This window comes from Lysobacter korlensis, from assembly GCF_042434515.1.
Window position 1 is genome coordinate 676,252 of sequence record NZ_JBHLTG010000001.1, and the last position, 12,041, is coordinate 688,292.

The 12,041-nt window shown below is 68.0% G+C and carries 10 protein-coding genes; 6 read left to right on the forward strand and 4 right to left on the reverse strand.

From position 1 onward, the window contains the following. Positions 1–49 precede the first annotated feature (49 nt). Positions 50–3,595: a lamin tail domain-containing protein gene (locus ACFFGH_RS03005; protein ID WP_386664679.1), complete on the reverse strand. Its 3,546-nt coding sequence runs from the start codon at positions 3,593–3,595 to the stop codon at positions 50–52. 141 nt (positions 3,596–3,736) lie between these two features. Here ACFFGH_RS03005 and ACFFGH_RS03010 point away from each other — a divergent pair, with 141 nt between their 5' ends. Both ACFFGH_RS03010 and ACFFGH_RS03015 read left to right on the forward strand, forming a co-directional pair. Next, entirely contained in the window at positions 3,737–4,618 is an 882-nt protein-coding gene (locus tag ACFFGH_RS03010; protein WP_386664681.1) for a tryptophan 2,3-dioxygenase, read from the forward strand. A gap of 208 nt (positions 4,619–4,826) precedes the next feature. After that, entirely contained in the window at positions 4,827–6,365 is a 1,539-nt protein-coding gene (locus ACFFGH_RS03015; protein WP_386664683.1) for a peptide MFS transporter, read from the forward strand. Positions 6,366–6,477: 112 nt separating this feature from the next. Here the strand turns inward: ACFFGH_RS03015 and ACFFGH_RS03020 are convergent, their stop codons facing one another. Continuing rightward, positions 6,478–6,945 carry a MarR family winged helix-turn-helix transcriptional regulator gene (locus ACFFGH_RS03020; RefSeq protein WP_386664685.1) on the reverse strand — a complete coding sequence of 156 codons (468 nt, stop codon included), beginning with the start codon at positions 6,943–6,945 and terminating at the stop codon, positions 6,478–6,480. Between the two features lie 144 nt (positions 6,946–7,089). Between ACFFGH_RS03020 and hppD the strand changes: the two genes are divergently transcribed. From hppD to ACFFGH_RS03040, 4 genes are all read left to right on the forward strand, one after another. After that, positions 7,090–8,184, forward strand: coding sequence for a 4-hydroxyphenylpyruvate dioxygenase (hppD, locus tag ACFFGH_RS03025; protein WP_386664687.1), 1,095 nt, complete (start codon positions 7,090–7,092; stop codon positions 8,182–8,184). Positions 8,185–8,323: 139 nt separating this feature from the next. Then, a complete protein-coding gene (gene hmgA / locus ACFFGH_RS03030) occupies positions 8,324–9,616 on the forward strand; it encodes a homogentisate 1,2-dioxygenase (protein WP_386667307.1) in 1,293 nt (430 codons plus the stop codon). Positions 9,617–9,714: 98 nt separating this feature from the next. Next, positions 9,715–10,371 carry a lectin gene (locus ACFFGH_RS03035; RefSeq protein WP_386664689.1) on the forward strand — a complete coding sequence of 219 codons (657 nt, stop codon included), beginning with the start codon at positions 9,715–9,717 and terminating at the stop codon, positions 10,369–10,371. A gap of 42 nt (positions 10,372–10,413) precedes the next feature. Continuing rightward, positions 10,414–11,367, forward strand: coding sequence for a calcium/sodium antiporter (locus ACFFGH_RS03040; RefSeq protein ID WP_386664691.1), 954 nt, complete (start codon positions 10,414–10,416; stop codon positions 11,365–11,367). Between the two features lie 10 nt (positions 11,368–11,377). Here ACFFGH_RS03040 and ACFFGH_RS03045 read toward each other — a convergent pair whose 3' ends face one another. After that, the gene (locus ACFFGH_RS03045) at positions 11,378–11,770 is read right to left on the reverse strand and encodes a Na+/H+ antiporter subunit G (RefSeq protein ID WP_386664693.1); all 393 of its coding nucleotides are present in this window, start codon (positions 11,768–11,770) and stop codon (positions 11,378–11,380) included. A gap of 13 nt (positions 11,771–11,783) precedes the next feature. Continuing rightward, entirely contained in the window at positions 11,784–12,005 is a 222-nt protein-coding gene (locus tag ACFFGH_RS03050) for a K+/H+ antiporter subunit F (RefSeq protein WP_386667309.1), read from the reverse strand. Positions 12,006–12,041 lie beyond the last annotated feature (36 nt).

The window sequence follows — 12,041 nt, forward strand, 5'->3', positions numbered from 1 at the left end:
ATGCGCATCGGGCCGCACGCGAGGCGTACGGCCCGATCGACGGGCCCCGTTACTTCGGTGAACCAATCACGCGCACGTTGTGCACGGCTTCGTCGTTCTCCACGGCCGGGTCGGTGCCGGCCGACGACACGCGCGCGGTCACGGTCAGCAGGCGATCGCCACTGCGCGGCGGGGCGACGATCGAGAAATCGATCGCCTGTGCCTGGCCCGCATCGAGCCGCGTCGCCGAGCAGACCGCGCGGAAACCGGCCGCCTCGTCGACGATCGGGCACGACCAGCCCGCCGGTGCAGCCAGACGCAAGTTGCGTGCCGGCACGTCCGCGCTCAGCGTCAAGGTCGGCACGATCGCCGGGTCCGGGCCGGCGCTGCCGACCACGACGCGATAGGCGCCGCGCGTTCCGCTGCGCAGGTGCTTGTCCGGCCCGTACAGCCCCGTATGCAGGTCGGCGATCGCGGTGATGTCGAGCGACGCGGTGGCCGCGTTGTTATCGACCACCGGATCGATCGACTCGGCTTCCGCGGCCGCCGCAAGCGTGAGGCTGCGGCCGACGAGGTCGGCCGTCGCGGTGGCGCTGAGGCGGAACGTCGCGTCGGCACCGTGCGCGAGCGACCCGCTGATGCAGGTCAGCACCGTGCGGCCGTTCGACGCCTGCGGCGCATCGCAGTTCCAGCCGGTCGGCGCAGTGACGGTCAGGCCGTCGAGCTGGGCATCGAGCTCGAAGCCGACGCCCGGCCGATCGGCCTGCTCGGGGCCTTCGTTGCGCAGCACGACGTCGAACGCGAACGTCTGCCCGATACGCGCCGGGCCGGACGTGACCGCGGTCAGCACCAGGTCGGCGCGGCGGCGCGGGAAGAACGTGGCCACCACCGGGTCGTGATCGGACAGGCGCGACGGCGAAGCGGCGTCGTTGCGGTTGACCTCCGGGAAGTCGGCGTTGATGCGCGCGTGGTCCAGGCCGATTTCACGCGTGGCGACGACGAGCGCCTCGTTGACCAGTACGTGGTCCAGCGTCTGCGCGTTGCCGCCGAACACGAACGAGTAGCGCTCGTGCGCGGGCTCGAGGCCGCCGAGGTTGATCAGGTCCGGATCGACGAGGTCCACGCCGTCGGCGAGCACTGCGGTCTGCTCGTCCGGCGTCGGCGTGCCGGTGATGACGTTCATCGCATCGACGAGGCCGTCGTTGAACTCGAACGCATTGAAATCGCCGAGCACGACCAGACGCGCATCCGGGTCGCGCACCTGCCGACCGTTGAGGTAGGCGGCGAGGAACTCGGCCTGGCGCTGGCGCTTGCTGCGCGTGCGCTCACCGGATGCGGTGTCGTCACCGGCGCCGTTGAGCGAGCGCTGGTGCACCAGCACCACGCTGACCGGGAACGCGCGGCCGTCGGCGTAATGCACGGTCGCATCGAGCGCCAGCGGCGGACGGTCGTTGAGCAGCTGCGTTTCGCCGTCGGGCGTGGTCCAGGTCGTGTCCTTGCCGACCTGCGCGACCGTATGCACGGCGACGCGCGGCGTGGCTTCGCCGACGTTCGCGGATTTGACGAGGAAGCCGACATCGATGCCGCCGAAATCGTTGCCGTCGAGCAGGTGCGCGCCGTACTGCGGGTCGGGCTGCCCGGCGGCGACCGCATCGGCGTTCACGCGCGCAGCAAGGCGCTGCAGCACTTCGAGGTTCTCGACTTCGACCAGGCCGACGATGTCGGGCGTCTTCAGCGCATCGCGGATGCCCAGCGAGGCCTTCGCGAGACGGCGTTCGAACGCGTCCACAGTCAGCACTGGCTCGCCGACCGACGGGTCGTTGTTCTCGTCGAAGAAACGTTCGAGGTTGTACGCCGCCACCGTGAACGCGTCGGCCTGCGCGGCATCTACACCGTGCGGGCTTGGGGCGGCACCGATCGCGGGCGCCGCGTCGGGCAGGATCGTGTAGCGGCGGAAGCCGTAGTCGAGCACGCCGGTCAGCCCGGCCAGTTCGGTGCCGGCCGCGACGTCCAGCGCCGGTGCGCCGATCGCGTCACTGTCGACGCTGATCAGTTCGGGGTTGAAGTCCCAGCGGGGGATCGGCGGGATGGAGCCTGCGGGCGGCGCGTCAGGCGCCTGGATGCCGGGCTCGCGGAACGGCCGCGGCAGGCCGGCAACGACGCCGTGGAATACGCCATTGCCCTGACCGCTCGCGTTGCGCTCGTTCGTGAAGCCACCGGTCGGCGCGGTGACGGTAAAGCGCGGCACCGTGACCCGCATGCCTTCCAGGAGTTCGAGCTGGTCGACCGCACCGGCCGGGCTGGGCAGCGTCGCGGTCAGTTCGACCGGCGCCGGCAGCGGGTAGGTCGCATCGCCCTGGCCGATGACGGCCACAGCGCCCGCGAGCTGGGTGATCGGTGCCTGGCCACGGTCCTGGCTGGGCACGAACTCGGTGACGACGCCACGCACGACGACGAGGCGGCCGACCGCAGCCGCGGCCGGCGGCGCGCTGCGGGTGAACACGAACAGGCCCTCGCTGGTCGCCTCGCTGGCGTCGGCATCAACCGGCTGGCTCTGCAGGAAGAAACCATTGCTCTTGCGTCCGGTGACGATGCCGCGCGTGGCGACGGTCTCGCGCACGAGCGGCGACTGCGCGCCGTCGCCCTGGATCGCGGAAATCGGGGTCAGCGTGTAATCGTCATTGACGATCGTACCGACGGCTTCGACATCGCCAGCCGCCGCGCCGGTGATCTTCGAAAGCACGAGGGTGAACGTCTCGTCGGCCTCCTCGCGCGCATCGCCCTGGATTGCGACGTTGATCTGCGCGCGCGTTTCGCCACGCGGAATGGTCACCTCGCCGCTGGCCGCGAGGTAATCGCCATCGGCGACCGTCGCGCTGCCATCGAGCGTCGTGTAACGCACGCGCACGCCGCCCTTTCCGGCCGGCTGCGTGAGTTCGACCGTGAATGCGAGCGTGCGCGTGCCGTCGGCGCCTTCCTCGATCGAGGCATCGGCCACGTTGAGCGTGCGCGTGCCGCCGCAGACCTTCGCCATGCTGGCGCTGTTACGCGGCATCGGCGCGGCGATTTCGAAATCGCTGCGGTTGTCACCGTCGTCGGTGCAGCCGCCGTCGAGGCGGATCGCGGCGGTGATGCCCGACAGCTGCGCCGTCGGCGAGCCTTCGGCGCAGCTCGCGCCACCGAACCCGACAAGATCCACCACGCCGCCAGGGCAGGCGCCGCTGAGCGCCGCGCCGCTGTCGACGAGCGCTACCTTGCCGGCGGTGCCGGACATCGCGATCGTGCCGGTCGCATCCGGAGGCGGCAGATTGACGCTGCCGCCCGAGCCGGCGGCCTGCTGGACCAGGTAATAGCCGCCAGCGGCGATCGAGCCCGTCAGCGGCGTGCGCTGCCAGCTAGAACCCGCCGCCGAGGCGTACTGCACCGACCAGCCCTCCAGGCTCACCGCGGCGTTGCCGTTGTTGTGCAGCTCGATGAAGTCCTGGCGCAGCGTCGCGCCGGAATTGCCGCCGCCGCCATAGACCTGGCTGATCACCACCTGTGCGTCCGCCGCGCCGGACAGCGCGAGACCCACGGCCACTGCCAGCGCCGAAGCGCGCCCCGAATGCCTGTGCATACTGATTCCCCTGGAGTAGTGGCCCGGACCGGCCGGGCGCAATCGTGCCCGAATTGTTGACCTCGAGCATGTCAGGACCGTGACGCACGTCCTGCCACGGGCGATGCGCTACCCTTTCCGACCGGCCATGGGCAGCGAGCGATGAGCGTCGAGAACAACCAGCGCGACCTGGAAGGCGGCATCCACACCGACTTTGCCGAAAAGCTCAGCTACGCGGGCTACCTGCAACTGGACCGGTTGCTGTCGTCGCAGCGGCCGCTCAAGCAGCCCGCGCAGCACGACGAACTGTTGTTCATCGTCCAGCACCAGGTGTCCGAGCTGTGGATGAAGCTGCTGATCCACGAACTGAAGGCCGCGATCGCGCAGCTGCACGCCGACGACCTGGGCGCGACGCAGAAAGTGTTCTCGCGCTGCAAGGCGATCCTGCGCCAGCTCACCGAGCAGTGGTCGGTGCTGGAAACGCTGACGCCATCGGAGTACATGCAGTTCCGCGACATCCTCGGGCCGTCGTCAGGCTTCCAGTCGCTCCAGTACCGCACGATCGAGTTCCTGCTCGGCAACAAGAACGCCGCGATGCTCGCGGTGTTCGCGCACGACGAGGCCGCGCATGCGCAGCTGCGCGAGGTGCTGGAAGCGCCGAGCCTGTACGACGAGGCGCTGCGCTACCTCGCCCGCCACGGCCATGCGGTCCCGGAATCGCACGTCGAGCGTGACTGGTCGCATCCGCACGTGTCCGATCCGGCGCTGCTGCCGGTGTTCGAACGCATCTACGAAACCACCGACGCGCACTGGGACGCGTACCACCTGTGCGAGGACCTGGTCGATCTCGAATCGCAGTTCCAGCTGTGGCGGTTCCGGCACATGCGCACGGTGATGCGCATCATCGGCTTCAAGCACGGCACCGGCGGGTCGACCGGTGTGGGCTTCCTGCGCAAGGCGCTGGACCTGACGTTCTTCCCTGAACTGTTCGAAGTCCGCACCACCATCGGGCCGGGCGGCGCGTACGGGCTGCCGGTGAGCTGAGCGCAGGTCACGTTCGCGCGCGTCTGCCGGGCGGCGCGGATGCGCAATGGCCGGAACATCCGGCAACGCACGTGCACTAGAACTTGCTGCACCGCGACATTGGCGCGGTTTGACGGGGTGCTCGAGCTTCGGACATGCTCCGGTCGTTGCGCCCGGCTTCGCCGGAGCAGCGCCATTCGCCCGACTTGCTCTGACAGGAATTACTGAAATGAGTGCACAAGTTCCCAATGCTGCCGAGCCCATGGGGCCACCGCAGCACGCGCCGACCGGCACGCCTCCCGATCCGCCGAGTTTCCCGCAGGTCATGGGGCATCCCCGGCCGCTGTGGATGCTGTTCATGTCGGAATTCTGGGAACGCTTCGCGTTCTACGGCATCCGCTGGGCGCTCGTGCTCTACATCGTGGCGCAGTTCTACAACGGCGATCCGTCCGGCGAGCAGCCGGCAGGCTTCATCTACGGCGCGTATCTCGCGCTCGTGTACGCAACGGCGATCTTCGGCGGCTACATCGCCGACAAGGTGATCGGCTACCAACGCTCGATCCTGCTCGGCGCGATATTCATGGCCGCCGGGTTGTTCATGATCTCGATACCGAGCGACGAGATCTTCAAGCTCGGACTCGCCACGATCGTCGTCGGCAACGGCCTGTTCAAGCCGAACATCTCGACGATGGTGGGCAAGCTCTATTCGGTCGGCGATGAGCGCCGCGATTCGGGCTTCACGATCTTCTACATGGGCATCAACGCCGGTGCGCTGATCGCGCCGGTGCTGACCGGCTGGCTCGCCGAGCAGGTGTTCGGCACGGACGGCACGCCGGCGTACAAGGTCGTGTTCATTTCGGCCGGCATCGGCATGCTGATCAGCCTCGTGTGGTTCTACTTCGGCCGCAGCCAGCTCAAGGGCATCGGCCTGCCGCCGGCGGGCGCCGAAAGCATGAGCCGCACGTGGATGACCGCTGTCGGCGGCGTGCTCGCTGTCCCGCTGATCTATTTCCTGCTCAGCGTGGGCGCCGACACACTGCAGTGGATCCTCAGCGCGCTGTTCGTCGGCCTGGCGGTGATGCTGATCGCGGAAGGCGTGCGCAATGGCGCCGTCGCGCGCGACAAGGTGATCGCGATGTTCATCATCTTCGCGTTCAACATCCTGTTCTGGATGTTCTTCGAGCAGGCCGGCAGTTCCTTCACGTTCCTCGCCGACAAGATCGTGAACCGCGATTTCGGCGATTGGACGTGGCCGGTGGCCTGGTTCCAGAGCGTGAATTCGATCGCGATCATCGTGTTCGCGCCGATCATGGCCTGGCTGTGGGTGCGCCTGGGCCGTGCGAATCCGTCGATCCCGCGCAAGTTCGGCCTCGGCCTGATCTTCAACGGCCTGGCTTTCCTGCTGCTGATGTTCGCGCTCGGCAGTCTGGTCAACGACGCCGGCATGATCCCGTTCTGGACGCTGTTCATGGTCTACGTGATCCAGTCGATCGGCGAGCTGTGCCTGTCGCCGATCGGCCTGTCGATGGTGACCAAGCTCGCGCCGGTGCGCCTCGTGGGCCTCGGCATGGGTGGCTGGTTCCTGTCGACCGCGATCGGCAACAACCTCTCGGGCATCTTCGCGGGCCACGTGAGCGGCGAAAGCGGCATGGACGTGCAGTCCGCGCTGTCGGGCTACACGTTCGGCTTCTGGGCGCTGGTGGTCCCGGGCGTGCTGCTGTTCCTCATCGCGCCGCTGATCCAGCGCCTGATGCACGGCGTGAAGTAACCGGATCTGCCGCGCCGGCACTGCCGGCACGGCGACGGATCGACCGAAACGGCGGCCTTCAGGCCGCCGTTTCTTTTTTTGCGTGTATGCCTGCGTGCGCAGCGCCTGCCGATCACTCCGGCAGCGCGTCGGCCTCGGCCTGTAGTTCGAGTTCGTCGAGCCGGTCGAGCAGCCGGAACAGCAGTGCGCGTTCGTCCGGGTCCATCCCGGCCAGCAGCCGCTGCTGGAACGCAAGCGCATGCGGCGCGACCTCGTCGAAGATCGCGCGGCCGGCGGGCGACAGGCGCAGCACCGAGCGGCGGCGGTCGGCGCCGTCGGTGTCGCGCTGCAGGCGGCCGGCCTCGAGCAGGCGCGCGACCGCGCGGCTGACGGCTACCTTGTCCATCGCCGTGCGCTGCGCGACCTCGCCGGCCGATAGGTCCGGATAGCGCCCGAGCACGGCGATCACCCGCCATTCGGTGATGCCCAGTTCGAAGCGTTCGGAGTAGACGCGGGCGATCGCGCCGCTGACCCGGTTGCTGAGCACCGACAGCCGGTAGGGCAGGAAATGCTCGAGGTCGAGTTCGGCCGGGGCGGTCATGCGGCACTGCGCCTTGCAAATGGTTTCATCTGAAACTATAAGGTACGCGACGTCAGCGCAAGCGCCCTATGCCGGATGCGCCGGACGACCCATTCGCAAGAGCCCGCACGCCCGTGCGGGCGCCACGAGGCCAGGAGCTTTGCCATGAACGCCCAACCCAATCTCGGCATGCAGGTCACCACGTTCGAGAACCCGCTCGGGATCGACGGTTTCGAATTCGTCGAGTTCGGCGCGCCGGAAGGCCAGGGCGCGATGCTGCACGAGTACTTCCGCAAGATGGGCTTCACCGCGGTGCTGCGCCACAAGTCGCGCGCGATCACGGTGTACCGCCAGGGCGGGGTGAACTTCCTCGTCAACGAAGATCCCGACAGCTTCGCAGCCGACTTCGCGAAAGCGCACGGCCCCTGCGCCTGCGGCTTTGCGATCCGCTTCCAGAAGTCGTCCGACGAGGTCTGCCAGGTCGTGCTCGGCAACGGTGGCGAGGCGATCGACAACAAGCCCGAGACCAAGGCCGTCGATGCGCCGGTCGTCAAGGGCATCGGCGATTGCATGCTGTACCTCGTCGACCGCTACGGCAGCGCCGGCACCGTCTATGACGCCGACTACGAGACGATCGAAGGCGCCGACCAGAACCCGAAGGGCTTCGGGCTGACGTTCATCGACCACCTCACGCACAACCTCTACTTCGGCAACATGCAGAAGTGGTCGGATTACTACGAGCGGCTGTTCAACTTCCGCGAGATCCGTTACTTCGACATCAAGGGCGCGAAGACCGGCCTGGTGTCGAAGGCGATGACCGCGCCGGACGGCGTCGTGCGCATCCCACTCAACGAGTCCAGCGACCCGAAGAGCCAGATCAACGAATACCTCGACGCCTACAAGGGCGAGGGCATCCAGCACATCGCCTGCTTCACCGACGACATCTACGAGACGATCGAGGCGATGCGCGAGCAGGGCATGGAATTCCTCGATACGCCCGATACGTATTTCGACGTGATCGACCAGCGCATCCCGGAGCATGGCGAGGACGTCGAGCGCCTGCGCCGCAACAAGATCCTGATCGACGCCGACCCGGAGACGAAGAGCCGCAAGCTGCTGCAGATCTTCACCCAGAACGCGGTTGGTCCGATCTTCTTCGAGATCATCCAGCGCAAGGGCAACGAGGGCTTCGGCGAAGGCAACTTCCAGGCGCTGTTCGAGAGCATCGAGCGCGACCAGATGAAGCGCGGCGTGCTCTGAACCACGACGCCGGAGGCCTGCGATGAACACCCAGCCGCGTGAAGCGAACGACGCCGCGACCGCGCATGCGATCGAGGATGCCGAGAACGTGATCCCGATCGCCGAGGCCCGCGCCGATCGCATCGGTGCGACCGGTTACATGAGCGGTTTCGGCAACGAATTCGCGACCGAGGCCTTGCCCGGCACGCTGCCCATCGGGCGAAACTCGCCGCAACGCGTCGCGCATGGTCTGTATGCCGAGCAGATCTCCGGCACCGCGTTCACCGCGCCGCGCGGTGAGAACCGGCGCAGCTGGCTGTATCGCATCCGCCCGGCAGCGATGCACGGGCCGTTCGAACTGTACGAAGGGCCGGCGAAGGCGTCGTTCCACAACGATTTCAACGCAGGCCCGGTAACGCCGGACCAGCTGCGCTGGAGCCCGCTGCCGGTGCCGCCGTCCGACACGCCCCGCGATTTCGTCGATGGGCTGTTCACGATGGCCGGCAACGGCGGCCCGGCGGCGCAGCACGGGATTGGCGTGCACCTGTACGCCGCGAACCGCGACATGGACGGACGCTGGTTCTACGACGCTGACGGCGAGCTGCTGATAGTGCCGCAGCTCGGGCGCCTGCACATCGCCACCGAAATGGGGGTGATCGAGGTGGAGCCGCAGGAAATCGCGGTGATTCCGCGCGGCGTGCGGTTTGCCGTGTCGTTGCCCGACGGCGAGGCGCGCGGCTATGTCTGCGAGAACTTCGGCGCGTTGCTGCGATTGCCCGACCTCGGCCCGATCGGCAGCAACGGGCTTGCGAACCCGCGCGATTTCCTCACGCCGCAGGCCGCGTACGAGGACCGAGAAGGCCGCTTCGAGCTGATCGCGAAGTTCCAGTGCCACCTGTGGCGCGCGCAGATCAGCCATTCGCCGCTCGACGTCGTCGGCTGGCACGGCAACTACGCGCCGTACAAATACGACCTGCGCCGGTTCAACACGATCGGCTCGATCAGCTTCGACCATCCCGATCCGTCGATCTTCCTCGTGCTGCATTCGGCCAGCGATACGCCGGGCACGAGCAACCTCGACTTCGTGATCTTCCCGCCGCGCTGGCTGGTGGCGCAGGACACGTTCCGCCCGCCGTGGTTCCACCGCAACATCGCAAGCGAGTTCATGGGCCTGGTGCACGGCGCGTACGACGCGAAGGCCGAAGGGTTCGCGCCGGGCGGATGCTCGCTGCACAACTCGATGACCGGGCACGGTCCGGACGCGGCGACGTTCGAGAAGGCATCGAACGCCGACCTGTCGAAGCCCGACGTGATCCGCGACACGATGGCTTTCATGTTCGAGTCGCGTGCGGTCATTCGCCCGACCGCGCAGGCGCTGGATGCCGGGCACCGTCAGCGCGATTACCAGGCGTGCTGGGCGGGGCTGCGCAAGCACTTCAAGGCGCCCGCATAAGCGTCGGCACGGCAGCCGGTCCATCCGACGACCGCGGCCATTCGCGTTGCTTTCACCGCTCGCGGCTAGGCTGCGGCGGTCTGCTACGGAGAATGACGATGGACCTGCGCCTGCTGTCGATTCCGCTGCTGTTCGCCCTGGCCGCGTGCTCGGGCGAGCCGGAGGCCGACGACGCGCAGGCGCCCGCCGCGGCGCCCGCGGTGCCGGCCGGCACGGCCGCCGCGCCTGCACCAGCGTCGACGGCCGCTACGGTCTCCACCGCCGAACGCACGCCACTGCCGATCGCGCCCGACGCGATTGCGTACTTCGGCTTCAAGACCGCGCCGTTCGGCTCGGACGAAACGATGCTGCGTTCGGCTTGGAATGGCGAACTCGTAAAGCAGGGCCCACAGCAGGCCGACGGCTGCTATTACCTCTACCCGCAGGCTGGGGCGCAGGCGCCTGGGCCCGGTCGCCAGAGCCTGGGCTTCATGTTCGAACGCGGACGCTTTGCACGCATCGACGTCGACGACCCGGCGCTGATCGCGCCCGGTGGCGGCCGCATCGGCATGAGCACGCACGACATCGCCACGCGCTATGCGCAGCGACTCGAAGTGCAGCCGCACAAGTACGTCGACGGTGCGCAGTACCTGCGCGTGCCGGATGCCGGCGGCAGCGGCCAGGTGCTGCTGTTCGAAACCGACGCCAATGGCCAGGTCACCCGCTGGCGCATCGGTGCGCCGCCGCAGATCGATTACGTCGAGGGCTGCGCATGAGGCGGCCGGACCGGCAGGGGCCGATGATTACGGAGCTGCGCAATGTTTGAGGCGATCGGCCTGTTCCTGCTCGGGCTGGTGTTGCTGGCCCTCGGTGGCGACTCGGTCGTCAAGGGCGCTTCGGGCCTGGCGCAGCGCGCGGGGCTTTCGCCGTTCACGACCGGCCTGTTGCTGGTCGCGTTCGCGACGTCGTTGCCGGAGCTCGCGGTCAATCTGCATGCGGTCGCCAGCGGTCAGCAATCGCTGGCGCTCGGCAATGCGGTCGGCAGCAACATCGCGAACGTCGGCCTGACCTTGGGCCTTGCAGCACTCGCCGCTCCGCTGGTGGTCGAATGGCGGGCGCTGAATCCGCTGTGGCTGGTGCTCGTCGTCGCGACCGTGGTGTTGGCGGTGCTCGGGCTGGACGGTGGCATCTCGCGTATCGAAGGCCTCGGGCTGGTGGTCGCGTTCGTTGCGGTCGTTGCGTTCGCGATGCGCCGCGCCGGCGAGGAATCACCTGAGGTGCGCGCCGAGATCGAGGATTACGCGCGGACCAGCCAGGAGCTCGGTCAGAACCTGCTGCGTTTCGTGGCTGCAGCTGCGCTGCTGTATTTCGGCTCGCGGTTCGTGGTGCGCAGTGCGCAGCCGCTGGGCGAGGCGCTGGGCCTGACACCGCTGCTGATGGGCCTGCTGCCGGTTGCGATCGGCACCGCGCTGCCGGAGGCGGCGGCCGCGATCGCTGCGGCCCGCCGCGGCCAGGGTGACGTGGTCGCCGGCCATGTGATCGGCTCGAGCCTGTTCAACGTGCTGGTGGTCGTGGGCGTGGTGGCGATGATCAATCCGCTGCCGATGCCGGGCTCGTTCGTGCGCCTGGAATTGCCGGCCGCGCTCGCGTTCGCGCTGATGCTCTACCCGGTGCTGCGCGGCGACCTGCGCGTGAGCCGGCGCGAGGGCGCGGTGCTGCTGGTCGCGTTCGCGGCCTGGGTCGTCTACGAGTTGCTGCTGATCAACCGCTGATCGGCGACGGTCACGACCGCGGCTGCCGCTCCCGCGCTTCCACCGGCGCGTCCGTCGCGACCGCGTCGGCCAGCGATGCCGCTGCCGGCGGCGGCTGCGGCGGGCGCTGCTGCGGCATCAGCCGCAATGCCGCGCGTGCCATCAGGTGCGCGCTGATCGGCGCGGTCAGGAACAGAAACAGCGTGATCAGGATTTCGCGAAGGCCCAGGCCGTCGCCGCGCAGCGCATGGAAGCCGATCGATGCGACGAGGATGCAGCCGACGCCGAGCGTCGTCGCCTTCGTCGGCCCGTGCAGGCGCTTGAAGAACTCCGACAGCTTGACCAGCCCGAACGAGCCGATCAGCACGAAGACAGTGCCGATCGCGAGCAGCGTCACCAGCAGCAGTTCGACGACGAGGTTCATCGCGTTCTCCGGCTCATTCGACGATGTCCCGGCGCAGCACGTACTTGCTCAGCATCACAGTGCTGACGAAGCCGAGCATCGCGATGATCAGCGCCGCTTCGAAATACACCGACGAGCGCAGGTGCATGCCGAACAGGATCAGCGCGGCGATCGCGTTGATGTACAGCGTGTCCAACGCGAGGATGCGGTCCGCAACTGTCGGCCCACGCACCAGCCGCCACAGGCTGAGCAGCATTGCCAGGCCGATCACGTGCAGCGCAATGAAGACGGC

Excerpts from the sequence above, each read along its gene's own strand:
- ACFFGH_RS03005 (WP_386664679.1), bottom strand. The coding sequence starts at position 3,595 with ATGCACAGGCATTCGGGGCGCGCTTCGGCGCTGGCAGTGGCCGTGGGT.
- ACFFGH_RS03010 (WP_386664681.1), top strand. The coding sequence starts at position 3,737 with ATGAGCGTCGAGAACAACCAGCGCGACCTGGAAGGCGGCATCCACACC.
- ACFFGH_RS03015 (WP_386664683.1), top strand. The coding sequence starts at position 4,827 with ATGAGTGCACAAGTTCCCAATGCTGCCGAGCCCATGGGGCCACCGCAG.
- ACFFGH_RS03020 (WP_386664685.1), bottom strand. The coding sequence starts at position 6,945 with ATGACCGCCCCGGCCGAACTCGACCTCGAGCATTTCCTGCCCTACCGG.
- hppD (WP_386664687.1), top strand. The coding sequence starts at position 7,090 with ATGAACGCCCAACCCAATCTCGGCATGCAGGTCACCACGTTCGAGAAC.
- hmgA (WP_386667307.1), top strand. The coding sequence starts at position 8,324 with ATGAGCGGTTTCGGCAACGAATTCGCGACCGAGGCCTTGCCCGGCACG.
- ACFFGH_RS03035 (WP_386664689.1), top strand. The coding sequence starts at position 9,715 with ATGGACCTGCGCCTGCTGTCGATTCCGCTGCTGTTCGCCCTGGCCGCG.
- ACFFGH_RS03040 (WP_386664691.1), top strand. The coding sequence starts at position 10,414 with ATGTTTGAGGCGATCGGCCTGTTCCTGCTCGGGCTGGTGTTGCTGGCC.
- ACFFGH_RS03045 (WP_386664693.1), bottom strand. The coding sequence starts at position 11,770 with ATGAACCTCGTCGTCGAACTGCTGCTGGTGACGCTGCTCGCGATCGGC.
- ACFFGH_RS03050 (WP_386667309.1), bottom strand. The coding sequence starts at position 12,005 with ATGCTGCTCAGCCTGTGGCGGCTGGTGCGTGGGCCGACAGTTGCGGAC.